Origin of the sequence: Pseudomonas sp. RL_5y_Pfl2_73 (assembly GCF_963970515.1) — a bacterium.
Classification (GTDB): domain Bacteria; phylum Pseudomonadota; class Gammaproteobacteria; order Pseudomonadales; family Pseudomonadaceae; genus Aquipseudomonas.
This window is the reverse complement of the sequence record NZ_CAXAPD010000009.1, coordinates 129,747-154,672: the sequence shown is the minus strand read 5'-3', so window position 1 is coordinate 154,672 and position 24,926 is coordinate 129,747. Positions and strand designations below refer to the sequence as shown.

The 24,926-nt window shown below is 60.6% G+C and carries 22 protein-coding genes and 2 pseudogenes; 13 read left to right on the top strand and 11 right to left on the bottom strand.

The genetic code is table 11. From position 1 onward, the window contains the following. Positions 1–6: 6 nt before the first annotated feature. The 7 genes from AACY42_RS11430 (at position 7) to AACY42_RS11400 (ending at position 6,580) form a co-directional block, all read left to right on the top strand. A complete protein-coding gene (locus tag AACY42_RS11430) occupies positions 7–465 on the top strand; it encodes a DUF6484 domain-containing protein (RefSeq protein WP_339479378.1) in 459 nt (152 codons plus the stop codon). A gap of 12 nt (positions 466–477) precedes the next feature. After that, positions 478–1,620 (top strand): DUF2169 family type VI secretion system accessory protein, encoded by a 1,143-nt coding sequence (locus tag AACY42_RS11425; RefSeq protein ID WP_339479377.1) that lies wholly within the window; start codon positions 478–480, stop codon positions 1,618–1,620. Beyond that, a complete protein-coding gene (locus AACY42_RS11420) occupies positions 1,617–2,681 on the top strand; it encodes a 3-oxoacyl-ACP synthase (RefSeq protein WP_339479375.1) in 1,065 nt (354 codons plus the stop codon). The genes AACY42_RS11425 and AACY42_RS11420 overlap by 4 nt, the downstream gene beginning before the upstream one ends. Next, positions 2,678–3,595 (top strand): DUF4150 domain-containing protein, encoded by a 918-nt coding sequence (locus AACY42_RS11415; RefSeq protein ID WP_003201902.1) that lies wholly within the window; start codon positions 2,678–2,680, stop codon positions 3,593–3,595. Before AACY42_RS11420 ends, AACY42_RS11415 begins: the two co-directional genes overlap by 4 nt. Continuing rightward, a complete protein-coding gene (locus tag AACY42_RS11410; protein ID WP_339479374.1) occupies positions 3,595–4,464 on the top strand; it encodes a hypothetical protein in 870 nt (289 codons plus the stop codon). The genes AACY42_RS11415 and AACY42_RS11410 overlap by 1 nt, the downstream gene beginning before the upstream one ends. Positions 4,465–4,479: 15 nt before the next feature. Beyond that, the gene (locus tag AACY42_RS11405; RefSeq protein WP_339479373.1) at positions 4,480–5,739 is read left to right on the top strand and encodes a TIGR02270 family protein; all 1,260 of its coding nucleotides are present in this window, start codon (positions 4,480–4,482) and stop codon (positions 5,737–5,739) included. Positions 5,740–5,800: 61 nt separating this feature from the next. Next, positions 5,801–6,580, top strand: a complete 780-nt coding sequence (locus tag AACY42_RS11400; protein ID WP_339479372.1) for an SDR family NAD(P)-dependent oxidoreductase — start codon at positions 5,801–5,803, stop codon at positions 6,578–6,580. Positions 6,581–6,623: 43 nt separating this feature from the next. Here the strand turns inward: AACY42_RS11400 and AACY42_RS11395 are convergent, their stop codons facing one another. Continuing rightward, on the bottom strand, positions 6,624–6,821 hold the full coding sequence (locus AACY42_RS11395; RefSeq protein ID WP_339479371.1) for a LysR substrate-binding domain-containing protein: 198 nt from the start codon (positions 6,819–6,821) through the stop codon (positions 6,624–6,626). Between the two features lie 20 nt (positions 6,822–6,841). Between AACY42_RS11395 and AACY42_RS11390 the strand changes: the two are divergent. Then, a pseudogene (locus tag AACY42_RS11390) lies at positions 6,842–7,039 on the top strand (MFS transporter); the annotation flags it as partial. 212 nt (positions 7,040–7,251) lie between these two features. On the opposite strand, the gene AACY42_RS11385 reads toward AACY42_RS11390, so the two are convergent. Then, positions 7,252–7,884 (bottom strand): hypothetical protein, encoded by a 633-nt coding sequence (locus AACY42_RS11385; RefSeq protein WP_339479370.1) that lies wholly within the window; start codon positions 7,882–7,884, stop codon positions 7,252–7,254. A 188-nt stretch (positions 7,885–8,072) separates the two neighbouring features. Between AACY42_RS11385 and AACY42_RS11380 the strand changes: the two genes are divergently transcribed. Continuing rightward, on the top strand, positions 8,073–8,546 hold the full coding sequence (locus AACY42_RS11380; RefSeq protein WP_003201837.1) for a (2Fe-2S)-binding protein: 474 nt from the start codon (positions 8,073–8,075) through the stop codon (positions 8,544–8,546). Between the two features lie 12 nt (positions 8,547–8,558). After that, positions 8,559–10,799, top strand: a complete 2,241-nt coding sequence (locus AACY42_RS11375) for a xanthine dehydrogenase family protein molybdopterin-binding subunit (protein WP_339479369.1) — start codon at positions 8,559–8,561, stop codon at positions 10,797–10,799. Between the two features lie 33 nt (positions 10,800–10,832). Here AACY42_RS11375 and AACY42_RS11370 read toward each other — a convergent pair whose 3' ends face one another. The 3 genes from AACY42_RS11370 to AACY42_RS11360 all read right to left on the bottom strand — a co-directional run bounded on the left by AACY42_RS11370 (position 10,833) and on the right by AACY42_RS11360 (position 14,029). Then, positions 10,833–11,741, bottom strand: coding sequence for an AraC family transcriptional regulator (locus tag AACY42_RS11370; protein WP_339479368.1), 909 nt, complete (start codon positions 11,739–11,741; stop codon positions 10,833–10,835). Between the two features lie 246 nt (positions 11,742–11,987). Further along, positions 11,988–12,734: a YkgJ family cysteine cluster protein gene (locus AACY42_RS11365; protein WP_339479367.1), complete on the bottom strand. Its 747-nt coding sequence runs from the start codon at positions 12,732–12,734 to the stop codon at positions 11,988–11,990. Between the two features lie 227 nt (positions 12,735–12,961). Continuing rightward, entirely contained in the window at positions 12,962–14,029 is a 1,068-nt protein-coding gene (locus AACY42_RS11360) for an alpha/beta fold hydrolase (RefSeq protein WP_339479365.1), read from the bottom strand. Positions 14,030–14,538: 509 nt separating this feature from the next. Here AACY42_RS11360 and AACY42_RS11355 point away from each other — a divergent pair. Beyond that, complete coding sequence (locus AACY42_RS11355) at positions 14,539–15,687, top strand: MalY/PatB family protein (protein ID WP_339479363.1); 1,149 nt, start codon at positions 14,539–14,541, stop codon at positions 15,685–15,687. Between the two features lie 173 nt (positions 15,688–15,860). Here the strand turns inward: AACY42_RS11355 and AACY42_RS11350 are convergent, their stop codons facing one another. Further along, complete coding sequence (locus AACY42_RS11350; protein WP_339479361.1) at positions 15,861–16,265, bottom strand: VOC family protein; 405 nt, start codon at positions 16,263–16,265, stop codon at positions 15,861–15,863. Positions 16,266–16,457: 192 nt separating this feature from the next. Between AACY42_RS11350 and AACY42_RS11345 the strand changes: the two genes are divergently transcribed. Next, on the top strand, positions 16,458–17,315 hold the full coding sequence (locus AACY42_RS11345; protein ID WP_339479359.1) for an SDR family oxidoreductase: 858 nt from the start codon (positions 16,458–16,460) through the stop codon (positions 17,313–17,315). A gap of 149 nt (positions 17,316–17,464) precedes the next feature. Here the strand turns inward: AACY42_RS11345 and AACY42_RS11340 are convergent. From AACY42_RS11340 to AACY42_RS11320, 5 genes and pseudogenes are all read right to left on the bottom strand, one after another. Continuing rightward, positions 17,465–17,638 (bottom strand): annotated as a pseudogene (locus tag AACY42_RS11340) (YetF domain-containing protein); the annotation flags it as partial. A gap of 500 nt (positions 17,639–18,138) precedes the next feature. Beyond that, positions 18,139–20,733, bottom strand: coding sequence for a DNA ligase D (ligD, locus tag AACY42_RS11335; protein WP_339479357.1), 2,595 nt, complete (start codon positions 20,731–20,733; stop codon positions 18,139–18,141). Continuing rightward, positions 20,730–21,893: a carboxylate-amine ligase gene (locus tag AACY42_RS11330; RefSeq protein WP_339479355.1), complete on the bottom strand. Its 1,164-nt coding sequence runs from the start codon at positions 21,891–21,893 to the stop codon at positions 20,730–20,732. The genes ligD and AACY42_RS11330 overlap by 4 nt, the downstream gene beginning before the upstream one ends. Then, entirely contained in the window at positions 21,865–22,878 is a 1,014-nt protein-coding gene (locus AACY42_RS11325) for a class I SAM-dependent methyltransferase (RefSeq protein WP_339479354.1), read from the bottom strand. Before AACY42_RS11325 ends, AACY42_RS11330 begins: the two co-directional genes overlap by 29 nt. A gap of 10 nt (positions 22,879–22,888) precedes the next feature. Further along, positions 22,889–24,274: an iron-containing redox enzyme family protein gene (locus tag AACY42_RS11320; RefSeq protein ID WP_339479353.1), complete on the bottom strand. Its 1,386-nt coding sequence runs from the start codon at positions 24,272–24,274 to the stop codon at positions 22,889–22,891. Positions 24,275–24,659: 385 nt separating this feature from the next. Here AACY42_RS11320 and AACY42_RS11315 point away from each other — a divergent pair, with 385 nt between their 5' ends. After that, on the top strand, positions 24,660–24,923 hold the full coding sequence (locus AACY42_RS11315) for a hypothetical protein (RefSeq protein WP_339479458.1): 264 nt from the start codon (positions 24,660–24,662) through the stop codon (positions 24,921–24,923). The last annotated feature ends 3 nt before the right edge of the window (positions 24,924–24,926 follow it).

The following is a 24,926-nucleotide window of genomic DNA, read 5'->3' as shown; positions in this document are numbered from 1 at the left end:
GGCGCCATGACCGTTGAATATCATTTACCCGTTTCCGCCACCGCCACGCCCACCCGCGTGGATGGCGTCGTGATTGGGGTGCTGCTGGATGTGCCCAGGGCAGATGCCCCGATGGTGGCCTTCCCTGGCTGCCCCGGCGAAACCGGCCTCGCCGCACGCACCACCACCCCGCTCTCTCGTGAAGACATTGGCGACCAGGTCGCGCTGATGTTCGAGGCCGGCGACCTGAGCCGACCGCTGGTGATCGGTCGCATCCAGCGCCTGCCGCAAACCACCACGCCCGCCGTCGCCGACCTGGACGGCGAGCGCTTGGAATTCACCGCAGAACGGGAAATCGTCCTGCGCTGCGGCAAGGCGAGCATTACCCTCACGCGCGAAGGCAAGGTGTTGATCCGAGGGGCCTATCTATCGAGCCGATCATCCGGTGTGAACCGCATCAAGGGCGGCTCGGTGCAGATCAACTGAGGCAATGACGCCATGGAATTGGTAAACAAGACTCGCCTCGTCGGCGGTTATACGACCTCAACCGATAAAACGGGCCGTGAATGGCTGGTCGTGGTGGCGAAAGGAACCTACGGCATTCCAGATCACCCTGGACATGCGCCTCGCCTGCTCGAACAACAGGCTCCGTTGATCTTGGCCGACGTATTCCCTGGTGAACCGAGTGACTCATCTGCGTTATACGAAAACGATTTTGCGCTGCACAAGCCCCGCTGCGATGTCCTGCTCAATGGTCACTGCCACGCCCCCAATGGAGAGCCGGCGACGGAGGTGAACGTAGCGCTGAAAGTGGGGACTCTCGTCAAAGCATTCAAAGTGATTGGGGCACGAATCTATGAGGACAGCGCCCTCTCACACTCGATAAGCAAACCTGTTCCATTCACCACAATGCCGATTACCTACGCGCAGGCTTTTGGCGGCGTGGATCGCACGCATGCAGACCCGGCCAAACACAAATGGTACCCATGGAACCCGGTTGGAGCCGGATTTTACCCCGCAGCAAACAGTGCCCAGACCAATGGCTTGCCGCTCCCAAATACCGAAGAACTGGACAGGCCGGTCACCGCCCCCCACGAGCATTACAAGCCAATGGCATTTGGCCCGATTGGTCGAGCATGGCGGCAGCGTATCCAATGGGCCGGCACCTATGATCAGGCGTGGCTTGATCATCAATTTCCATTCCTTCCCGAAGATTTTGACTTGCGCTATTTCCAATGTGCACCCGAGGACCAGCAAATCGATTATCCCCGGGGGGGCGAAGAAGTCGCGCTGCTTAATCTGAGCGATAAAGGCCGCTCGGCATTCAGGCTTCCGGCAAACCTGAAACTAGCGGTGCTTGTCGTTTTTCACGACGACAGCACACGGGAAGCAGCCGCCGTGGTCGACACCGTCATTCTTGAACCTGACGCGAATCGCCTGACGCTGACATGGCGAGCCTCTTCGCCCCTCGGGCGCAACATCAAGGAGGTGGCCAAGGTCATCGTCGGGCAAACCGCCGATCAGTTCGAACAGGCCAAGGCCAACGAAGAACGCATGCGAGGAAAACAACACTTCAAGTCATTGGCTCAACTCATCGCGTGGACTAAGGAAGCCTATCCTCCCGCGGAAGAGGAGATATGACCTCCATGCAGGGACACGCCCTCTTCATCACCAGCATGGGCATGGCGTGTCCCGTGGGCTTATGCGTCGCCAGCGCCTGTGCTGCCAAGCGCGCCGGGCTGTCAGCACTCCAGGAGCTGCCGTTTTTTGACAACGCGTGCGAACCCATCATCGGCGCGGCTGTGCCCAGCCTTGACCTGGCTCTGCCGGCAGCAGCGCGCATGTCCGGGCTCATGATGCATGCACTGGTCGAGTTGATACAGGGTGCGCCGAAGCTGGATTGGATAGAAGTGCCATTTCTCCTGTGCCTGGCTGAACCGGAGCGCCCCGGAATCAATATCAGGGAAATAGCCCAGGCCGTCATACAGGACGTATCTTCCAAGTTGGGCATACAGTTCCATCCAACGCATTCCAGGGTCATCCCCTCTGGCCATGTTGCCGGCATGCATGCCCTTCATGAAGCCAGTCGTTTAATGCAGGAAACACGGGTTCCCGCCTGTGTGGTGGCGGGTGTTGACTCGCTGCTCAGCGCCTTGACGCTGCAGTGGCTGGACGAACATCGCCGGCTGAAAACGGCGACTCACAATGACGGCTTGTTTCCTGGCGAAGGGGCCGCGGCCATCCTGATTCAGGCCTATCGGCAACCTGGTACCTGCCTGCAAATCTCAGGCCTGGGCTTTGGACAAGAAGAGGCGCCTCTTTTGTCGAGCAAACCCCTGCGGGCAGGCGGGCTGACCGACGCCGCTCGTACGGCGCTCGCGCAGGCCAAACTGGGTCTGCATGAAATTGACCTGCGCCTGTCCGATGTCACGGGAGAGCAATACGGGTTCAAGGAACTTCCGTTGATGGAGGCCCGGCTTTTTCGGACAGTCCGAAAAGAGGATCAGCCATTGTGGCATTGGGCAGAGGCCATGGGTGACACCGGGGCCATTGTTGGAATCGTCCAATTGATACTCGCCGACCAAGCGTTTCGCAAAGGCTATGCACCGGGAACCACCGCGATCTGTCTGAGCAGTGCCCTGGCCGGCGCACGCGCCGCCGCCGTCGTGCTCGACCTTAGCCAACCAGAGGGGGACCTATGAGCTGCGACGTTTACGCAAACGGCGATGAGATTGCCTGCAAAGCGGGTGGCGGCAAGGTCATCGCGGCGTTCCCGGATGTCTGCCTGACGCCACCACCGCCTCCGGGGGGGCCAATCCCGGTGCCCTATCCAGACACCTCGTTTTCCAAGGACATGAAGAAAGGCAGCAAGACCGTCAAGATCGAAAACAAGGAGATCATGTTAAAAAATCGCTCCTTCTATAAAACTTCACCGCTGGGCGATGAAGCCGCCACAAGAAGCCAGGGTGCCGGTGTCATCACTCACGTCATCACCGGCAAGACCTATTTTGTCTCATGGTCAATGGATGTTCTTTTCGAAGGCCAGAACGTAGACAGACATACCGATCTCACCACATCGAATCATGCCAGCCCCGCAGCGAATGCGGCTGTGCCCATGGTCAACACCGCCAAATACAGTCCGGTGCAACAAGACGCCAAGGTGCCGGGCAAACACAAATGTGAATGTTGCGGCGGCGCGGCGCACTCCAAGGCTCAAGCGAACGGGGAGTACATGACGGAGGAGCAATTCTACGGCACCGCACAAAATCCCAAGAATGCAGCCGTGCTCGCCAAAGTCCGGGCCAACCCCAAGTGCAGGCACCTGTTGCCACCCGCCGGAAAGCAACCGAGCGGCTGCAATAAGTACTACGTAACGAGCAAACGAGAGAAAGCCAACATTGAAAATGATTGGGCGATTAACAGACCAGGCTATATGCGTTGGAAAACAGAAGTGGGCCAGGGAGAGCCGGTGGCGCATAGAGTCCCCAAGGCGGCCGGAGGTTGTCCGGCCGGGCAAGGGAATCTCGCCCCTACTGGCAAGAAGTGTGAGAAGCTCGAAGGAGAGCTGAGTGCACTTCAAGAGACACGCATCAATAGTTTTCCAAGGCCCGAATGATGAAAGCCTCTATTTACAAGCACACCCAAAGACCTGGTTTCCTTCAAGACAGCTTCTATTGGAAGGGACGTGGATATCACTACAGTGGCCCCGCTCCGGCAGAAGTATTGTCACCTGACGGATGGATGAATGATGATCCGTGGATTGCACTTGCTGCGATTCTGGAACAGGCCAAGCATGGCGATTACAGCCACGTATCCCAACTGCGCAAATGGATAGTGGACCCCAGTTGCGATCCAACGCTGGTATCGGCCTGCCTCGGCTTAACCGCTGATGCAGGGCTCGACACTGACCTGGATTTCCTTGCGGAGCTCATACTCGAAGGCCCCACTTACCTTCGCATCGAGGCGTGCCTGGCAGCCCAGTGGTCTGGTGTGCTGTGGCTGATACCTTTCATGGTTGAGGCATGGCGTACGTTTGCACGTCGGGCCGACCGAGCCGCCGTGGAAGCCAATTTAACCAATCTGCTTGACCCCATCGAAAATGAGGAGCCCGAATTCTTTGACAGTGGCCTGAACGAAGTCGATTACAAAGCGGCTGTCGATTCACTACTTAGCGAACTGCAGAACGCTTATGGCAGCGATCGCTGCTCAATTTCCGGGGGGATGCCCGTCGACATGAACAAACAAGTCTGGGTCATGAGAAAGTCCCTGGTTCCTTCAGGCACTGACGAATGGATCGATTGGAGCAACTTTCTTATCTGGAGGCGTAAATTCGAGGTGTATTCCGGCGTCGACTGTTCCAGCTTCTACGGAAAAAACGGCGAGTTCCAACCGCTGAATGCGGCCGCTGTCCTGGACCGGTACATGGCCTCTCCCCTGCACTTCGAAGTCGGTAAACGTTACTTCTTTGCAAACCTGGTGCCGTAACAAGACAGAGACGTCATGGTCCCCATCTCATCAATGATCGAGCAACACGCCGAAGAAGCTTGCTTCCTCATCCTCCTGCACGATCACGCCGTGCGCGCGCCCCACTATGACCTTGACGACCTCAGCAAACTGGACGAACGCATCGACGCTCATCTCGATGGTCTGCGCATTGCCGGCTCAACAGGTCTGGAGACTCTGCTGACCCAGCTCGGCCCGCACACCGTCGGCGAGATGTTCGCCAGTGTGCTGCTGGCCTTCGAGGCGGCCAATGCGAAGGGGCTGTCGCTGCTCAGCACTCATTTACGCAGTGCCTTGGAAACGGAGCGTGGGTATCTGATGGCCCTCGGGTGGCTCGACTGGGAGCGGATATCGCCCTGGATCGACCGCATGTTCGCTGCCCCCGAGCCCCTGTTCCGTCGCCTCGGCCTCGCCGCCTGCGGCATGCATCGCCACGATCCAGGCCCCGCCCTGCAAACCGGACTTTCCGATGCCGACCCAAGCGTGCTGGCGCGTGCCGCCCGCACTGCCGGCGAGCTGCGCCGGCGTGACCTGCTGCCGGCGATTCGTGCCCACCGCCAGCATGAAGACTCCGCCACGCGCTTCTGGGCCAATTGGGCTACCACCCAAATGGGAGATCAGCAGGCCTTGGAGCCTCTGCGCTCATTCGCCGAGCAACCGGGCGCGTTCCAGTACCGCGCGCTCTGTATATTGCTGGCCTGGCAGGAACGCGAGCCCAGCATCGCCTGGATACGCCAGTGGGTACAGGATCCCAGGGATCGGCACATCGGCATTCAAGCCCTTGGGCTGCTGGGCGATCCGGTCTGCGTACCGTGGTTGATCGAGCAGATGAGCGACCTGCCCTATGCCCGCGTCGCCGGTGAAGCCTTCAGCCTGATCACCGGCGCCGACCTGGCGCTACTCGACCTGGAACTGCAGGCCTTGCCGGATTTCGATGCTGGCCCGAACGATGACCCTGAAGACCCCAATGTCGCGATGGACCCCGATGAAAACCTGCCCTGGCCCGACCCGCAGGCAATCGAAAGATGGTGGCAAGCCAATAGCGGACACTTCCCGGCAGGTACTCGTTATATGCTGGGATTGGCCCATAGCGAACACAGCTTTCAGCAAGCCCTTATCCACGGCCAGCAACGCCAGCGCATCGCCGCCGCCTGCGGCATCGCCCGCTATCGGCCAAACGAAGTGCTTTTCCCCACGAGCGCACCGGCTTGGCGGCAAAAGCGGTTGTTGGGGATGACGGCGGTATTCGGGCGTTGATCAGGATGTTTATATAGCGCGCCGGCGCCTGGCAATCACTTACCCCCCCTCTGGAGGCACCATGCCAAACGCAGTTGGACAGAACCCCGTGGCACTCATCAGCGGGGTTGGCAGTGAGATCGGTATCGGCATGGCGATCGCGCGCAGGCTGGGTACTGCAGGTGCCAGACTGATCATCAACGCCAGCAGTGCGCGAATCAATGATCGAGTCGCAGAACTGCGCGCCGAAGGGTTCGAAGTCGAAGGCCGGGCCCTCGATCTTACCGATGAAAACCAGGTACGTGAGTTCATGGTGTGGGCAGAGTCCCTCTGGGGGCGGATCGATATTCTGGTCAACAATGCAGGCATGGCGATGCAAGGCAGCCCGGAGTCTTTTTCCGACTTGGCAAGCATGGATCTGCACACCTGGAACCTGACACTGGCGCGAAACCTGACCACGGCTTTTCTGCTTACACGGGCAGTGCTGCCCGGCATGCGGGCACGTCGTTACGGGCGCATCGTCAACATCAGTTCCACTACCGGCACCCGCTGCAGTAATCCCGGTGAAGCGGGTTACAGCGCCGCAAAGGCCGCGATGGTTGGAATGAGCATGAGCCTGGCGCTGGAAGTCGCCCAGCAAGGGATTACGGTGAACAGCGTCGCTCCCGGCTGGATCACCACCGGGTCGACTACCACAGAGGAAGCCAAAGCGGCCGCTTATACGCCGATGGGCCGCGCCGGACGTCCCGAAGAGGTCGCTGCACTGGTGGCTTTCCTTGCGTCTTCAGAGGCGAGCTATCTCACGGGCGAAGTCATTGTGGTGGATGGCGGAAACTGTCTGGTCGAGAACAAGACCCCTTGATCTGAACAGGCTCGCGCAGGGGTTGGAACGTGTCGCCGGTGAGTCACTTGAACCATTCACTGCTCATGAAATCAATGAACACCCGCAGTTTCGGCGCCAGGTGCTTGCTTGAAGGCCAGAGCATGCGGAAGGTGTTCTGATGCCGATTTAAGTCGTCGAGGACGGTGACCAGTTCACCGGCGGCGATGGCATCGCGCACGGTGAAATCCGACACGCAGGCAATCCCCAATGCATCGCGCACGACGTACAGCAACGCCTCGGGTCACGGTCTATGCGATAGGTTCCTTACTGGCGGCTATTCCGTTGACGGCCGCGACCCAAGGCATGCGGCGCCGGTCACTCCTGCTGCTGGCCATTGCCGGTTTTGCCATTGCCAATACGGTCACGACGCTTTCGTCCGATTATGGTTTGACGATCGTTGCCCGCTTGCTGGGTGGCAGGATCGTGGGAGGTCTCCTGCTCGATCACCTGGGTGTCGTTGCGTTTGCGCCTGTGCTGGTCGCTCTCTTGCTGTTGACGTTGGCGGTGGTGTGGTCTGCCAGGTACTGCGGGTTTTCAGGGAAGACTCAATGAGGGTTGCTCGTCGTTCTTAAGACGCGTCCCCCGCCACATCAATTTCGCCGATATGGCTCGCGCCAGGGGCGGTCTGATGGACAAAAATAAAGCCACGCCTACAAACCATACCTCCGGGCCAGGGCCGTAAAGCTGCCGTGGTCATAGGTTTCCGCCTGGTCTTGCCCAGTGATGATCGTGATGGCTGGAACCGCCAGCCCAATGAGCCTCGGTGTAATAATCTGAGCGTATGGTCCAGCCCGTGTGACGGCTAATGGTTTGCCTGGCGCTTGCATCGTGGTTTTGATGTGCGGTGTTGCGTATTTTCCGGAACGTGACACTGCCACTCGCAGTGCAGGATTCTCAGGATCGTCGTTACTTGAGACGGTGTCGGTCTGGACGACGACGCCATTATCCCTGAGATAATTTCTCAGGGTGTCCCGGTGATCGATCAAATGAGTGTGCAGGTTTTTGTGATATAGGATCCCGCCGGATATGACCGACAAGCCGCCCGAATCAGTGCGCATTTTCATCAACACCGCGGCATACGAAGCTTCGAATGAACCCTGTGTGGAGTCATGAAGGTGGCCTAGCACGACCCAATTGTCGTCCCATAACAACACGCCAATGCAGGGATTCAAGCCTTGCGTGAACAATGTTTCCCTACGTTGAATACCTTTACGCCGGGAAACCATGGCAATCTCGTTCTGTCTCACCTCATAAGTACTGCTTGGGAGCATCGTCACGCTCATGACATGTTTCCTGCCTATCGTCCTTGGTGGCTGGGAGTACCGCCCTTTTGCTCTAATAAGACAGCGTAGTTCTGCCTGGGCGCATTGGTTTGCAAGATCAGGCAAGAATCAGCCCGGATCGTGCAACTTGGCCTGAATATTCCTTCCTATAGTTAACCAGAGCCAAACCATCCGGAGCTGGTCCCCCTATGAGCGCCCTGAACATAAACGGCCGTGAATACACGGTCGACGTAGACCCAAGCACCCCGATTCTCTGGACCCTGCGCGACACGCTGGGCATGACCGGCACCAAGTTCGGCTGCGGCGCGGCGTTGTGCGGCGCCTGCACCGTTCACCTGGATGGCCAGGCCATTCGTTCCTGCGTGACGCCCATTGCTGCCGCCGAAGGCAAGAAGATCACCACCATCGAAGCAGCAACCAACGGCAGCGACCCGGTCGGCAGCGCCGTGCACGAAGCATGGGTCAAGCATGACGTGGCGCAATGTGGCTACTGCCAGAGCGGCCAGATCATGAGCGCGACCGCTTTCCTCAAGGCCCAGCCCAAGGGCAAGCAGCCCACGGCCGCCGAGATCGACTCGGCCATGGCCGGCAACATCTGTCGCTGTGGCACCTACGCCCGTATCCGCGCTGCGGTGGCTGATGCCGCCAAAGCCCTTGCCTGATCGGAGCAGACCATGTTGAACGACATTTTTCCGAGCGAGCAGCCTCGCGCCTTGCAACACCTGCTTGAACGTGACGAGGCTGACGCCCCCGCTGCGCTGCCCCGCCGCAGCTTTCTCAAGATCGTCGGCATCGGCGGGCTGGCCTTGGGGGCGTTTCCACACCTGGCCCTGGCCCAGCAGGCCAATGGTGCCGCCGCAGCGCCACTCAAACCGACCCAGCAACCCTCGGCATTCGTGCAGATCGCGCCCAGCGGCGAAGTCACGGTGACCATCAACCGCCTGGAGTTCGGCCAAGGCGTGCAGACCGGCTTGCCGATGATTCTTGCCGAAGAGCTCGATGCCGACTGGAACCTGATGCGCAGTCGCAACGGCAGCAACGACGCCGCCTACATGGACCCGGCTTTTGGCATCCACCTCACCGGCGGCTCCAACTCGATCAAGAACAGCTATACCCAGTACCGCGAACTCGGCGCCCGTGCCCGCACCATGTTGCTGGGTGCCGCCGCCGCGCGCTGGAACGTGGATGTGGCCAGCCTGAGCACCCACGCCGGCATGGTCCTCGGCCCGGCAGGTCGTAAAGCCAGCTACGGCGAACTGGCCGAAGCCGCGATGGCGATGCCGGTGCCTGAGCAAATCACGCTCAAGGATCCCAAGGATTTCCGCATCATCGGCCAGGCCATCACCCGTATCGATGCCAAGGCCAAGAGCAGCGGCCAGCAGGATTTCGGCATCGACATGCATCTGCCGGGACAGCTCACGGCAGTCGTCGCCCGGCCACCGGTGTTCGGCGCCAAAATCGCCTCCCTGGATGACAGCGCGGCCCGTGCCACGAAAGGTGTAAAAGCCGTGTTACGCGTACCACTGGACGGCGGCGCCGAAGGTGTTGCGGTGGTTGCCGACAGTTACTGGCAGGCAAAGCTGGCACGCGATGCGCTGAAAGTGGAGTGGAATGCCAACGCTGTAGAAAAAGTGGACAGCGAGAAACAATTGGCTCAATACCGGGAACTGGCCAGCCAGCCCGGCCCACTGCACTTTGATGCTGACATGACGCCACTGGCCAGCGCGCCGCATCAACTGGACGCCGAGTTTGTGTTTCCCTACCTCGCCCATGCCCCAATGGAGCCCCTCAATTGCACCGTGCAGCTAGCCGGGGATGGCGCTCAATTGTGGGTCGGTACGCAGTTCCCCGGCGGTGATGGTGCCGCGGCCGCCAAGGTGCTGGACCTCAAGCCAGAGCAGATCCAGGTGAACGTGCAGACCGCCGGCGGTGGTTTTGGCCGACGCGGCGTGCCCACCAACGATTTCGTTGTGCTGGCTTGCGAAGTGGCCAAGGCCGCGCGCACCGCCGGGGTCAACGCCCCTATTCGCACCCTTTGGAGCCGGGAAGACGACATCAAGGGTGGCTACTATCGCCCCATGCACCTGCACCGCGCGCGCATCGGCTTTGATGACAGTGGCAAGGTGCTCGCCTGGGACCACACCCTGGTGGGCCAATCGATCCTCTCCGGCACCGTGTTTGGCGGGCGGGTGAAAAACGGCATCGACCCGACCGCCACGGAAGGCCTGCGCAATCCGTATCCGCTGCCCATGCGGCTGACGGTTCATCACCCCAAGCTCAACGTTCCCGTGCTGTGGTGGCGCAGCGTGGGCTCCACCCATACGGCGTTCGTGATGGAAACGCTGATCGACGAGATCGCCCGCACGACCCAGCAGGATCCAGTGGCCTACCGGATGAAACTGTTTGCTAAGCAGAACCCGCGCCATCGCGAGGCGCTGCAATTGGCCGTGGACAAGAGCGAGTATGGCAAGCGCCAGTTACCGGCGGGCCACGCCTGGGGCGTGGCGGTCCACGAGTCGTTCAGTTCGGTCGTGGCCTACGTCGTCGAAGCCTCGGTGCAGGGCGGCCGTCCGGTGCTGCACAACGTAACCGCTGGTGTGCACTGCAACCTGGCCGTCAACCCACGCAGTGTCGAGGCCCAGGTCCAAGGCGCGGCGCTGATGGGCTTGTCGATGTGCCTGCCAGGTGGCGCGATCACCCTGAAAGATGGCGTGGTGCAGCAGAGCAATTTTGCTGACTTCAGCGTGCCGCGCATCACCGACATGCCGGCGTTTGCCGTCCACATCGTGCCCAGCGCCGAACCTCCTACGGGGATGGGTGAACCCGGCCTGCCGGCACTGGCTCCCGCTTTTGCCAACGCGGTGGCGAGCCTGACGGGAAAACCGTTGCGTGAGTTGCCTTTCAAATTGGCGTGACAGCCGTGTGAGGCTGTCTGGCACGCCTCACGATCACAAGCGAATGCGCTTGATATCCCGCTGCGGTGGTGCACCGAACAGGCGGCTGTATTCACGGCTGAACTGCGACGCGCTTTCATAACCAACCAAGCCCCCTGCACTGCTTGCGTCGACGTTCTGGCTCAACATCAACTGCCGAGCGGCTTGTAGCCGCAGCTGCTTCTGGTATTGCAACGGACTCATTCCGGTCACGGTGCGAAAATGCTGGCGAAACGTGGAAGGACTCATATGGGCTTGTGCCGCCAGATCGTCCATGCGCAACGCCTGGCGAAAATTCAGTTTCAGCCAGGCAACCGTCTTGGCAATGTGCTGGCTGGGTGTCCCGGCGGCGATCACATGCAGCAACTGTGGCGCATGGGCACCGCTCAACAGGCGAGCGATGATCTCTTCCTTGATCAGCGGAGCCACTGCCTCAAGCAGCAACGGTTCCTTGAGCAGGTCTATCAAGCGTCGCAGGGCGTCCAGCAGGCCGACATCCAGCGCTTGTACGGTAATCGGTCGAAACGCGTCGTCCCTCATGCGTTGTGACAACTGCATGCGCTCGGCCACCTGCATTACCATCGTGCTATCGAATCTCAGCATCATGCCCAGGAACGGCTTGGCGACGCTGGCTTGGGAGACATGGGAAATGACCGGCAGATCCACGCAGGTCACCATGGACTGGCCGGGCACGTAGGTCAGTATCTCGTCCCCGAGCATGGCTTGCTTGCGCCCTTGCAAGGGCACACCGATGCCCAGGCCATAGATGCAGTGTGTCGGCGCAGTGATCGCGTTGCGCCGATGCAGGCTCAAGCCGGCAATGGCGGTGATCTGGTCGCCCTCGCTGGGCACAAGCTGGCTGACCGAAGCGGCCAGGCGTCTGATATCGCTGACGCCCTGGTCGCGTCTAAAGTCGGTGTGCACATCTCACTCCTGAAAACATCGGGCCCACGACCGTTCACAGATGAGAGCGAACAATGTTCGCCCTCACCGCAAGTCGTCGATCAGTATGGACGCGGTATGCTGGGTCGGCGGTTCGCGCCGCTTGCCTGATTGGCGCAATTTCTTGCTCGATTCGACGACCTGGAACGGGCTTCCGTCACGCCGACCTAGAGATGACAAGATGCTTCAGGAGCAGGGAATGCACGAAGTGATGGCTTCGTTGGGCACCTAAAGATTTTGGAAGATATAGCCATTTGACCGTTGATCATCCAACGCGACACCCGCTTGCAGCAGTCGTTGGGCCAAGGCCGGCGTTTCAACCCGCACTTTCCAGTCCCGGCCTGTCGGTGCCGCCGGCGCGCGGTCGTAGCGAATGATCGCTTCGGCCAACTGCGCCCGATCAGGCAAGTACACCGCCAACGCGTTGTCCTTCCAGGCGGCGACGGTCATGCCCATCGCTTCACACAGCGCAATCTTGGCCTGGGCATCGTCCCTGTCCGCCTGGCGGGAACGATCGATCTGATCGGCCAGGATCGGATCGACGACGCGGTCGGTAAACAAGACCTCGCCCGTCTCCCAGACCTCGGGAGGACAGATCTTGTCGGCAGGACGCAAGGCAATGAGCGGATTGATTTCCATCGGGTAGATTCGACAGACCAACGGCCGCTCTTCATAGATGCCGCAACGACCATCGTCGCCGAGATTGCGGCACTGCGTCAGCGCATTGCCAGCCAGTACCGCAACGACTCGAATCTGGGCATCGCCACTGGTGACTTCCACGGCCCGTTGGGCGCTGTGGGCGAATTGTCGAGGCTGCGAAGACCAGGTCGTCTCATCGAATGCCTCCAGCACCACCGCCACCTCATGTCCACGGTGTAGCCACTGCCTTGCCTCATCCAGCGTCAGTGGAATCAGCCGACCCTTGCAGCAAATCCCGCAGCCGTTGCAGGCAAAGCGGATCGCGTTGTTTTCCATATCAAGCACTCGCACACATGTTTTCGATGGCCTACATAAGCCCCTGCCACTCGGATACAGCCGTGGCAGGGCCTCAGGGCCGCGAGAGTATGTGGAGAGAAACGCCAATCCGCTTGCCGGATCCGCCGGCATGTTTGCCTGATCCAAGGTGATTTCAAGTATCAGCCCTTGGGAGAAAAATTCGTTGTTTCAGGCAACCCTTCACTTCAGATGCTGGGAACGCGACATCATTGAAGATGATCGGCGTCGATCACCGCCTGGGCGAACGCCTGCGGTGCCTCTTGCGGCAAGTTGTGGCCGACGCCACCATCGATCAGACGATGTTCGTATTGGCCGGTAAAGCGCTTGGCATAGGCTTCGGCAGGCGGGTGGGGAGCGCCATTGGCATCGCCTTCCAGGGTGATGGTCGGCACGCTGATCGACGGGAACATCGCCAGTTTCTTTTCCAGCCCATCGTATTTGGCCTCGCCCTTGACCAGGCCCAGGCGCCAGCGATAGTTGAAAACTGAAACGGCGACATGATCGGGATTTCGCAAGGCAGCGGCGCTTCGCTCATACGTCGCGTCATCGAAGTTCCACTTGGGTGACGCCAGCTTCCAGATCAGCTTGGCGAAGTCGTAGGTGTTTTTCTCATAGCCCAGGCGTCCACGCTCGGTCGCGAAGTAGAACTGATACCACCACTGCAGTTCGGCGGCCGGGGGCAGCGGCGTCTTGCCGGCCTCTTGGCTGCCGATCAGGTAGCCACTCACCGCCACCAGCGCCTTCACCCGCTCCGGCCAAAGGGCCGCGACAATGTCGGCGGTGCGTGCGCCCCAGTCATAACCGCCGAGCACGGCCTGCTTGATCTTCAGTGCGTCCATGAAATCAATCAGATCGCTGGCCAGCGCAGAAGGCTGGCCGTTGCGCAGGGTCTTGGCCGACAGGAAGCGCGTATCGCCATAACCGCGGGCATACGGGATCAGCACGCGATAGCCCTTCTCTGCCAGCGCTGGCGCCACATCGGCGTAACTGTGAATGTCATAGGGCCAACCATGCAGCAGGATGACCACCGGCCCATCGGCGGGACCGACCTCGGCATAGGAGACGTCCAGCAGGCCAGCCTTGAGGTGCTTCAACGGGCCGAACGACGTGTGACTGCCAGGGGTAATCATACCGATGGTGCTCGCGGGCAGATCGGCGGCGCTTGCCCGGGATGAGGTCAATCCCAAGGTGCCCAGTTGCATCATTGCGAACGCCAGAAGGGTTGGCGCGAGCAGACGGCGATGCCGGGGGGCGGATGTCGGGTTTATGTCCATGTGAAGCTCCTTGCGAACGACGTGGGATGAGCTTGTGAGACGGATTGGGCTGTCTCGGTGGGCTCATTTGACGTCAGCCAGGTATCGCGCATGTGTCAGGGACGGCTTTGAATGAAATCGTCCGTATCGACAATGGACTTGGATACACAGGGCTACATTCCCCCGTGCATTACACCGCGATGAATCGGGACATTAGCCCGGGCCATATTGGGTGTCACGGCTAATGGCATTGGTCTGAACGACTTCATGGGGGGCTGTTTTGCAGGAGCAATCCGCCGACGGGCGGGCGATCTTGCGTTGTGGACATCGGGCGCCATCATCAGCTGGTCGTCCTCCTTCCTCCTGGTCGCCACGATCGTAGCGCTCGAATCTTCCGATTACCTTCCGTTGGGCGTATTCACGGCAACGGCCTCGTATTGAGACGACGGCAACTCATATAACCCCATCCATTCTGCGCTGATCTTTGCTTTATGATGGTCGCCATCTCATGACTGACTGATGGAGCCCCCATGACTTTCGATTTCGACACGGTATTGGAGCGCCACGGCACCGGCAGTACCAAATGGAGCCGCTACCCGGCCGATGTGTTGCCGATGTGGGTTGCCGATATGGATTTCCCCGCCCCGCCCGTGATCATCGACGCGCTGCACAAGCGCCTGGAACATCCGATGCTGGGCTACAGCGTGGCCCAGGACAATCTGCGTGCCGCCGTCGTGGCCGATCTGTGGAGCAAGTACGCGTGGCGCGTCGAGCCCCAGCAGATTGTGTTCCTGCCGGGTGTCGAGCCGGGCTTCAACATGGCGCTGCATGCCTTGGTACAACCCCAGCAGAATGTCGTGGTGCAGGTGCCTAACTACCCGCCGCTGCGCAACGCCCCGGGTCACTGGCAGTTGAATAAAGTGGAATTGCCATTCGCCCCGGTCAACGGTGAATTCCACACGCCATTGGCTGCATTGCGCGACGCGTTGCAGGGCGGTGGCGCGCTGTTGCTGAGCAATCCTCACAACCCGTTGGGCAAGGTGTTTGACCGCCAGGAACTCAAGGCCGTGGCAGACATTTGCCTGGAGCAGGACGCCTGGATCATCTCCGACGAAATCCATGCCGAACTGTGCTTCGACGGCCGCGTGCACATTCCAACCGCCTCCCTCAGCCCGGAAATTGCCGAGCGCACCATCACCCTGATGTCCGCCAGCAAGGCCTTCAATATCGCTGGGTTGAAAACCTCGTTCGCCATTATCCAGAACGCCAAGCTGCGCGAACGGGTCAACAGTGCCCGGGCCGGCATGGTCGACAGCGTCAATGCCCTGGGCCTTGAAGCGACCCGAGCGGCCTATAGCGAAGCCGGCCCGTGGCTAGAGGCCTTGAAGGCGTATCTGCAAGCCAACCGCGATTACCTGGTCGAAGCGGTGAACACTCGCCTGCCGGGCATTACCATGACCGTGCCCCAAGGCACTTACCTGGCTTGGCTGGATTGCTCCGCGTTGGGGCTGGATGACCCGCAGGGCTTCTTCCTGAAAGAAGCCAAGGTGGGGCTGAGTGCCGGCCTGGATTTTGGCGACGACGCCGGTCAGTTCGTGCGCCTGAACTTCGGCTGCCCGCGGACACTGCTTGAGGAAGGGATTGCGCGGATGGAGCGCAGCCTGAAAGCCAGGGGCTGATCCCCCCTGCTCCCGCGGCGCCTGTAGGAGCTGGCGAAGCCTGCGATCTTTTGATCTTGATCTTGATCTTTCGCTTTGGACTCAATGGACAGTGGAAAGATCGCAGCCTCGTTGCACTCGTCAGCGCCTACACAGCGCCTGCACGGCGCGTGCAGGATCGAGGGGGTTGGGGTTTATTCCTGCATATCCGGCGCATGGACAAAGCACAGCTTGTTGCCCTCCGGATCGCGGCAATACGCCCCGAAATAACCTTCGCAATACTGCGGCCTCGGGCCGGGTGGGCCTTCGTCGGAGCCGCCCATGGCAATCGCCTGCTCCCAGGCAGCACGCACGGTTTGCGGGGAGTCAGCGGCGAAGCTCACTTGCATGCCATTGCCCCAGGTGGCGGGCAGGCCGTTGAAAGGCAACTGGACGAAAACCTGTGGCCAATGCTTGCCGGGCCGCCGCCAACCCTCCCCCGGCGGGCCCGAGTCGTGCTCGCCCTCGATACGCTCCAGTCCCAGGCAGCCGAGGACGACGTCATAAAAAGCGACCATTTTCGGCAGGTCGCGCGCACCGATCTGTATGTGGCTGAACATTGTCCTGCTCCCTATCGAACTCCGTACGTTCATTGAAGCGTACAGCGTCATTCAATGTCCGTCGCCGCTCTCTATTCACCGACGAAACGTCAGTCATCACGCTCATCGACAAGCAAGAAAATCCGACCGAACTCTGCCCGAAACCCCACAGTCCACCCTCCATCGCAACCCCATCAAGCCTGGAGAACGACAATGGTCGACTACCCTTTCCCACCTTTCCCGAAACAAAGTCAGTCGGTGCCCGGCAGCCAACGGAAAATGGACCCCTACCCGGATTGCGGTGAACAGCGCTACATCGGCTCCGGACGACTGGCTAACAAAATCGCCCTGATCACCGGCGCCGATAGCGGCATCGGTCGCGCCGTCGCCATTGCTTTTGCCCGTGAAGGCGCGGACGTGGCGATTGCCTATCTGGACGAGCATGAAGACGCCAAGGAAACTGCCCGCTGGGTCGAGCAGGCCGGACGCCAATGCCTGTTGCTGCCCGGTGACCTGGCAAACAAAGACCAGTGCCGCAAAATCGTCGATGAAACCGTCGCCCGCTTCGGGCATATCGACGTCCTGGTCAACAATGCCGCGTTCCAGATGACCCATGAAAGTCTTGAGGAAATATCCGACGAAGAATGGGTGCGTACGTTCGATATCAACATCACCGCGATGTTCAGGATCTGCCAGGCCGCCGTCCCGCACATGAAGCCGGGTGGCTCGATCATTAACACCAGTTCGGTCAACTCCGACATGCCCAAGCCGACGCTGCTGGCCTATGCCACCACCAAGGGCGCCATCGCCAACTTCACCGGCGGCCTGGCGCAAATGCTCGGCCCCAAGGGCATCCGTGTGAACAGCGTGGCACCGGGACCGATCTGGACGCCGCTGATCGTGGCGACCATGCCCGAGGAAGAGACACAGAATTTCGGCTCCCAGACCCCGCTTGGCCGCCCCGGCCAACCCGTCGAAGTGGCGCCGATCTATGTGCTGCTGGCCTCGGACGAAGCCAGCTACATCTCCGGCGCCCGCTATGGGATCACCGGGGGTAAGCCGATTCTGTAGGCATAGAAGTGGCGTAGGCGCTGTCGAGTACAACGAGGCTGCGATCTTTACGACTCAGCGAAAGATCAAAAGATCGCAGCCTTCGTCAGCGCCTGCACATACAACGGGTGCGAGCTCCCTCGCCACGAAATAAGTCCCCGGCGACGTGCTCAGGACGGTTCCTTGGCAATCACCGAAATCTTCCCATTGCGCTCGATAATCGCGAACTTGATCTGCTCCAGGGTCTCGACACCCTGGCTCGAGCGTGCCGCTTCCATGATGTCGGCTTCCACCCGTCGGACATGACGCATCCGGCCCTGGAGGATTCGCCCGTCCTCGACGATGAACTGATTGAAACTGACCGCGGCACCGCCGGAGGTGGCGATTCGGCTGTTCAGATCGAATGCCCAGGCAAAACACACGGTGCCGGCATTGCCGTTGTGATTCATTCCCTTTATCGCCCCGTCGTCCTGCGCCAACAAATAAATGCCCCCTGTCTTTTGCTGTACCTCAAACCATAAGGGCCTCACACGCCCCCTGATTTCGCCTGGACAGACATTCGCGAGCAAGCCCGCGGCCACAGGAGAAACACGGTCTCATCAAAAAACAGGTCGGCTGTCAGGCCGCCTCGCGGTGGACGTTGATCTCGGCGCCCCGTTAACCACGAGGGCCGAAGTGAGGGCACACCGAGCCTAGGCAAGGTGCCGAGTAGTGGGGCAAAAACGCTTTGGTTGCTTTCGCCTGGGGCGGTATTCCGGCCTTTCGAAAGTACCCCGCCGTCAGGGTGGAACCACCCGCAGCCGTGACCGCAGCAATGGATAGACACACCCAATCGCAAAACACCTTAAGCCTCCCTCATACCAATACGCCTGCGCATATCAGCCGTAATACGCTGCCGAGTTCGCTTAAGCCCAGCCCAAGGCTCATGCCCCACTTGCGCCAGACGCTCATGAACATTGTGCACATTCCACACATTCGCCCCCTTGAGCTCAGCCACTTCCTCGCGAAAGATCGGCACCGACACCGGCAACCCTTCCCGGGTCCGGGCGGCGTAAGCGCAAATAGTGGTAGCGCCCAACCCATTGCGCAGGTAATCGATGAAAATCCGCCCTACCCGATTCTTCGGCCCGGACACCGCCGAAAAACGGTCCGGCAGCAGCTTGGCCATGTGACTGACAATCGCATGGCTGAACCCCTTGACCTCGTCCCAACCCAGTTTGCGCGTCAGCGGCACCACCACATGGATGCCCTTGCCACCGCTGGTCTTGAGAAACGCCTTGAGCCCCAGCTCATCGAGCACCGACAACGTGAGCTGCGTGGCCTCGACCATGCTTTTCCAAGGCAACGCGGGGTCTGGGTCAAGGTCGAGGATGAACCGGTCAGGCTTGTCCAGGTTGACGGACGTGGCGTTCCAGGTGTGCAGTTCCACCGTGCTCATCTGCACCGCACCAATCAGCGCCTCGGCGTTGTTGATGATCATCCCCGGCTGCCCGGTCAGTTCCTTATCCAGGCGGGTGATGCCGGGAATCGCCAGGCGTTCGGCGTTCTTCTGGAAGAACAGTTCCCCGGCGATGCCATCCGGCGCCCTGACGAGGGCCACCGGGCGATCCACCAGCTCCGGCAGGATAAATTCGGCGACGCTGGCGTAGTATTCGGCCAGTTGCAGTTTGGTGGTGCCGCTGTTGGCGTCAATAACCCGCTCCGGGTGGGTGATGCGGACCTTGCCGGTCAGGCTCGATGCCTTTGTCTTGCTCTTGGCTTTGGCCGCTCCAGGTTCATTCTTGGCGTTATTTTTTTTTGCCGTAGCGTTTTTTTTCACGGGCTTGGCAAGCTCCTGGCTAATGGCCTTGGCCGGCTTGTCATTGCGCAAGCCATGGAAGACCGCATGGCGCACCGAGCCGTCCTTGGTCATTTCGGCAAAGGCCACTTCGGCCAACAGCGTCGGGTCAAGCCAATGCACGCCCTTGGCGTCGTAACCGGTGGGCGGATTCACCACGGCGGGCTTTTTCGTCTCCAGGGGCAGCAGTTGCTGGTAAATGCTGTTAAGGGTGGTTTCATTGAACCCGGTGCCGACCTTACCGGCGTAGCGCAACTGGCCACTGTCGGCATCATGCAGCCCCAGCAGCAAGGCACCGAAGGCGCTGCGAGCCCCCTTGGGATCGCTGAAGCCCACCACCACGAACTCCTGGCGATTCTTGCACTTGAGCTTGATCCAGTCGTTGCTGCGCCTGGACACATAGACACTGCCGATGCGCTTGCCTATGAGCCCTTCCATCTGCATCTGGCAGGCACTGTTGAGCAGTGCATCGGGCGTTTCCTCAAAGGCATCGGAAAACCGCAGCAAGGGGCTTTCGTTGGGCTCCAGCGCCGCAGCCAGTGCCGCCCGGCGCTCTTGCACCGGTACGTTGCGCAAATCCATGCCGTTGAGGTAAGGCATGTCGAACAGGCAAAAGGCGATCTTGCCACTGCTGCCGACCTCGAAAGCATTCTGCAAGGCCTGGAAGTCCGGCACGCCTTGGTCGTTGGCAACCACCATCTCGCCGTCAAGCCAGGCTGATTGCAAGCCCAGCGCAGCCAAGGCTTCGGCCTGTCTTGGCAATTTGCGGGTCCAATCATGGCCGTTGCGGGTGAGCAGCTTTACATCGCCGTTTTCAATGCGCGCCATGACCCGATAACCGTCGAACTTGATCTCATAGAGCCATTCGCCGTCGGGCACGCTTTCCACCAGCGTCGCCAGTTCCGGCTTGAGGGTTTCCGGCAACGGCCCGGCGACCACGCCGCTGAGGGTGGTTTTCAAGGGGCGTTTCGGCTGAACGGCATTTTCCGGTTGTTTCACCGCGGTGGCTGAAGCGGCCTTGCCGCGACGCTTGGGCACGAGGGTGCGATCACTGAGCACGCTGTCTGGCTCGGCCTGGACCACGTCGTACTCGCTCTCGGGGCGGGCCGCCTGGTCCTGGTGCTTGATCAGGAACCACTGCTCCTGCTTGCCGGGCATGTGGGTGCGTACCAGGTTCCACAGGCCGCTGAGCTTTTCGCCTTGCAGCTCGAACTTGAGCCGGCCTTTTTCATAGCCTTGATGGGGATCACCCTGGGGAATCCAGACACCCCGGTCCCAGACAATAACGTCGCCGGCGCCGTAATGGCCCGCGGGGATGTTGCCTTCGAACGTGGCGTAATCCAGCGGATGGTCTTCGACATGCACCGCCAGGCGCTTGGCTTTCGGGTCCAGGGAGGGGCCTTTGGGCACCGCCCAGCTCTTGAGCGCGCCGTCCAGCTCCAGCCGAAAGTCGTAATGCAGCCGCGAAGCGTCGTGTTTTTGAATACAGAACTGCAACGCATGGGCGGTTCTTGCCGATCTGCGCGAGCGCTTCGCCGCCGGCTCCGGGGTAGCGGCGAAGTCACGCATACGGTTGTAGTCATCCAGGGTCTTGCGGTTCATGGCCCACCTGCCACCTGTTGCAACGCCGGATCGGCGGCCGGCAGCCCGGCGGTTTCCGCCAGCAATTGATCAACTACGCGGCACAAGGCCTGTTCGACGCAATCGCCCAGTAGCAACCCCTGTTCGAAGAGGACGATTTGCCGGTCGGCGCTGTTGCCTTCCTGCACCATGCGACGCACCTGCTTGAACACGTCCTGGACACCCAGCTCTACTGCGGTCTCACCGAAGGTTTGCTCGGCCAGGGTCAGCCATTCACCGATCAACATCGGCTGTTCCTGCCCCTCGACGATAAACTCCGCGAGAGTTCCGTGACGCTTGGCCCGCCAGCGGTTTTCCTTGAGGACCCACTGGGACATCTGGCTGAAGTGGGCGCCAGGTCGGCGCTGCGCCATGGCATGGGCCACCATCAGGCGAAACAGTGAGACGAGGCACAGGACGTCGTCGACCCGAGGACAGGCATCACAAATACGCAGTTCCAGTGTGGGATAACGTGAGGAAGGCCGTATCACCCACCAGCAATCGCTGGGTTGGCGAATGGACCCGGTACGCATGAGCATGTCGACGTAGCTGGCGAACGTCGGCTCGTCTTCGAAAAACTCCGGCACACCCATGCGTGGCCATTCATCGCAGGCCACTTGTCGGTAGCTGCTAAAGCCACTGTAGCCACCGTTCCAGAACGGCGATGAAGCGCTCAAGGCCAGGAACATCGGCAACCAGGGCAAGATCTCATTCATGACCCGCACCCGATCCTGGGTGGCCGGAACTTCCACGTGGACATGCAAGCCCGACAGCACGCTGCGACGCGCCACCCGCTGGTAATCATCGAACAGTTGCTGGAAATGCAGTTCGTCGGTGGGTTGCAGCACTTGGGTTGTCATCGGGTGTGAACCGGCACTGAGCAGACCCAGGCCATACGGTGCCAACCGTTGGTTCAAGCCCATACGCACCTGGCGCAGGTAGTCGCCGGCCTCGGTCACGCTGTCAAAGATGGGCGAGGCCATCTCCACTTGGCACAGGAACATTTCATGGGCGAAATGCTTGCCCAGTTCGGCCTGGCACGCGGCGACAGCCTCAGCGGGTGGTTCACCCGGCATGCAACGCGTTTGCAGATCGGTGATGAAATACTCCTCTTCAACGCCGAATTTCATGCGTCCGTTCATCGATAGTCCCTCCGATAACCCCGCCGATACCGGCGCCAATGCGGGTTACAACCAACGCCACCACGGCGATCCTTTCCACGTCTTGATAACCCGGCGTCAGCAACTCCTCACCAAACACATCCGGGTCCAACTCCTTGTAGGTCCAGCCCAAGTCCGCCGAGTCACGCCATTGGCCCAGCGCTTCCAGGAAAGGGTCGCGCCCATCCACCATCGCCACGCCGGTGTAGAGCACCAGCGAGCCGCCCGGTGTAAGCCGGGGCAAGGCCTGTTCGACGATGCGCAACGACAGCCCGGCGCCCAGTGCGCCGCCGCCATGACGATAGGCGCGCTCGGATGGATCGGCCATGTACGGCGGGTTGGCGACGATCAGGTCGAAGTGGCCTGGCACGTCCTGCAGCACGTCGCTGCGAACGACCTCGACATTGCCCACCTCGGCCAGCGCGGCGTTCACTGCGCTCAGGCGCAAGGCTTGCGGGTTGATGTCCACCGCCAGCACTTGTGCTTCACGCCGGGCGCGGGCAATCACGATCGCACCGACGCCGGCGCCACAACCGATGTCCACGGCGCGATGCACCGCCGTGAAGTTCTGTTGTAGATGAGTATGGATCAACTGGGCGAAGCGGTAGCTGTCAGGGCCGAAAAACACCGCGTCGGTGGCTTGGGTGGGGAACTGTGAATGAGCGAACAGCAAGCCACCCAGGCTCGACCAACGCCCCCGGCTGCGCAGCAGGCCGTCGCGTTCTTCCAGCACTTGGGCCTCTTGCAGTTGCCGCTGTTCATCGGCGCTGATCAGCCCCGGCACAAACGGCCGCGACCAGCCGAACACGTCCCGCAAGGTCTTGGAGCGTTCATTACCGGGCCGTTGGTTGACCCGCTCGTGGGTCAACGGCGTCGGGGTAATGAAACGGTAGCCGTCGGCTTGCAAGCGTCGGCCCAGTTGCAGTAGCGCAAGGTCCATCTCGGGCAGTCGTTCTGCCTCATTCATGCGGGGTTTCCTAGCGAAGTGCGGATTTGAGCTCGATGAACCGACGAGTCGCCAACAGCCCGGCCGGATGGCTATGACGCCGCGCACAGAGCCAGGGCATCAGAACCTGCATCTGTTCGTTGGGCGCCCGGCCTTGCAGTGCCTGTTGCAAGCGTTGTACATCGGGATCATCCATCGGCGTCGTTGGCTGGCCAGCAGCAACCGGACCACGTCGGGCGCTGGACCTTGTGCCCTCGTCCAGCCAGTCACCGGCAATCCAATCATGCAGCAGCTGCTTTTCGTAGGGGCTGAACACCCCGAACATGGCTGCCCCAGCCCCGTTAATCAGTGTCCAGAAGCGGCTGTTCTGCGGGTCTTCATGGCGTCTGATCCAGCCTTTGTTCTGCATTGCCACCAGGAACCCTTCCAGTTGGCCAGGTGCCGAGAGCCACTGGTTGACGGTCTTGCCTTCGAACTTGCAGTAATCGGAATGCATGTGCTGGCCGAACGGGCGTTTGCGTTCAAGCATGTCCAGCACTTCGCGATCCAGGTCGAACGAACCGATGATGTCCCGACTGCCCTGCCCTAGGTCGTTGAGGCGATAGCCCAGCGTGACCCGGTGCCAGAAGGCTTCGCGGTCGGCTTCCAGCGGCATCAGCTGCAGCAGCGCTTGCACGGCCTTATGGGCGTGGCCGGTGCTGGCGTTGTCGATGGTGACATGAAGGGTGAAATAGTACGGATCGATGTCCAGTTCGCTCAGCTCATAGGCGCTGATCAACAGATGCAAGGGCAATTGCTCATAGCCCAGGTTGTAGCCGATGACCTCTGGCAGGTATTCGTCACCGGCGTAGCCCAGGGCCAGTTGCACGGCGCCTTGCAGATAAAGGTCGTCGTCGATGTCCGGGGCATCCGACAGGTCGTGTTCAGCAAGCAACTTGCGATAGAGCACCACATGGTTTTGCGCGGGATGACCGTCCCCCAGTTCTTCAAGGTAGGTGCACAGCAACCCTTCGAAACGGTGGTCGTGCCAGTGCTTGACCACGCCGTACAGCCAGGCGCCGTCGACCCGTTTGGTCGGCGCCACAGCCTGCAGGAAGTACAGGGCGTGGGCCTTGGCGCTGAAGAACTCGCGCGCGCCGCCATTTTTGCGCCGTTCCAGGTAGTCAGCGTATTGCCGGGCCACACCGGCGCTGTGCTGCTCGACCCAGGCCTGCAGCGCCATGGGGTCATCGGGCATCTTCAGGGGAAGCCCCGCGGCCTTTGCGATGCATGCCTGGAGGAACGCCTGGGCGTGTGCTTGCTTGTCTGCATTATCGGGGCCCAGGAGCAGTCGTTCATAGCATTGGCGCACCTGTCCGTTGCCGATGACAGGGTGCACGGTGCCCGGCCGGGATTGAAGGGGAGTCAGCGCAGTCATAAGGGCCTCTTGGGTTCTCGGCGGACGCTGAATCAACACGTCTCTTCTGTTGCAGAGCGCCAGAAACGGTGAAAAATTCCCTTGGATAGAAAGGCAGGCGGATAAACGGGATCGTCCGTTCACGCGGGGAACCCTCGTTTCGCTCCAGCCCTCGAATGCGCAAGGACGCCGTTGTGGCGAGGGCGCTGGCGACGCACTGTGGGAGCTGGCGAAGGCTCGGGACGCGTTCGGACGATCTGTTGATCTTTCGCTGGGGCTTAAGTGGCTGGGGAAAGATCGCAGCCTCGTTGCACTCGACAGCTCCTACACAGCTCCTGCACAGCTACACCGCTTACGCCGGGAGCAAGCGTCCTCGCCAGTACCTGATGCTATCCAAGGAGCAACGATGACTTTCACGGTATGGGGAGCGGTGCTCGGTGCGGTGTTGCTGACCCTGGCCCTGACCTCCGTCTATCTGCGCTGGATGCCGGTCACGACTTCGGGTGGATCCAGGGCTACGGCTTTCTCTCAGTGTTCGCCGCCGGCCTGGGGCTGCGCCAGGTCGGGGTCAAATCCACCGATGTCGGTGGTGGCGTTGAGCATTCTTGTCCATGGCGTCACGACCCAGCCCACCCTGGCGTGGTATGAGCGCCACAAGCATTCGGGCTGAGGC

Excerpts from the sequence above, each read along its gene's own strand:
- AACY42_RS11430 (WP_339479378.1), top strand. The coding sequence starts at position 7 with ATGACCGTTGAATATCATTTACCCGTTTCCGCCACCGCCACGCCCACC.
- AACY42_RS11425 (WP_339479377.1), top strand. The coding sequence starts at position 478 with ATGGAATTGGTAAACAAGACTCGCCTCGTCGGCGGTTATACGACCTCA.
- AACY42_RS11420 (WP_339479375.1), top strand. The coding sequence starts at position 1,617 with ATGACCTCCATGCAGGGACACGCCCTCTTCATCACCAGCATGGGCATG.
- AACY42_RS11415 (WP_003201902.1), top strand. The coding sequence starts at position 2,678 with ATGAGCTGCGACGTTTACGCAAACGGCGATGAGATTGCCTGCAAAGCG.
- AACY42_RS11410 (WP_339479374.1), top strand. The coding sequence starts at position 3,595 with ATGAAAGCCTCTATTTACAAGCACACCCAAAGACCTGGTTTCCTTCAA.
- AACY42_RS11405 (WP_339479373.1), top strand. The coding sequence starts at position 4,480 with ATGGTCCCCATCTCATCAATGATCGAGCAACACGCCGAAGAAGCTTGC.
- AACY42_RS11400 (WP_339479372.1), top strand. The coding sequence starts at position 5,801 with ATGCCAAACGCAGTTGGACAGAACCCCGTGGCACTCATCAGCGGGGTT.
- AACY42_RS11385 (WP_339479370.1), bottom strand. The coding sequence starts at position 7,884 with ATGAGCGTGACGATGCTCCCAAGCAGTACTTATGAGGTGAGACAGAAC.
- AACY42_RS11380 (WP_003201837.1), top strand. The coding sequence starts at position 8,073 with ATGAGCGCCCTGAACATAAACGGCCGTGAATACACGGTCGACGTAGAC.
- AACY42_RS11375 (WP_339479369.1), top strand. The coding sequence starts at position 8,559 with ATGTTGAACGACATTTTTCCGAGCGAGCAGCCTCGCGCCTTGCAACAC.
- AACY42_RS11365 (WP_339479367.1), bottom strand. The coding sequence starts at position 12,734 with ATGGAAAACAACGCGATCCGCTTTGCCTGCAACGGCTGCGGGATTTGC.
- AACY42_RS11360 (WP_339479365.1), bottom strand. The coding sequence starts at position 14,029 with ATGGACATAAACCCGACATCCGCCCCCCGGCATCGCCGTCTGCTCGCG.
- AACY42_RS11355 (WP_339479363.1), top strand. The coding sequence starts at position 14,539 with ATGACTTTCGATTTCGACACGGTATTGGAGCGCCACGGCACCGGCAGT.
- AACY42_RS11350 (WP_339479361.1), bottom strand. The coding sequence starts at position 16,265 with ATGTTCAGCCACATACAGATCGGTGCGCGCGACCTGCCGAAAATGGTC.
- AACY42_RS11345 (WP_339479359.1), top strand. The coding sequence starts at position 16,458 with ATGGTCGACTACCCTTTCCCACCTTTCCCGAAACAAAGTCAGTCGGTG.
- ligD (WP_339479357.1), bottom strand. The coding sequence starts at position 20,733 with ATGAACCGCAAGACCCTGGATGACTACAACCGTATGCGTGACTTCGCC.
- AACY42_RS11330 (WP_339479355.1), bottom strand. The coding sequence starts at position 21,893 with ATGAACGGACGCATGAAATTCGGCGTTGAAGAGGAGTATTTCATCACC.
- AACY42_RS11325 (WP_339479354.1), bottom strand. The coding sequence starts at position 22,878 with ATGAATGAGGCAGAACGACTGCCCGAGATGGACCTTGCGCTACTGCAA.
- AACY42_RS11320 (WP_339479353.1), bottom strand. The coding sequence starts at position 24,274 with ATGACTGCGCTGACTCCCCTTCAATCCCGGCCGGGCACCGTGCACCCT.
- AACY42_RS11315 (WP_339479458.1), top strand. The coding sequence starts at position 24,660 with ATGACTTTCACGGTATGGGGAGCGGTGCTCGGTGCGGTGTTGCTGACC.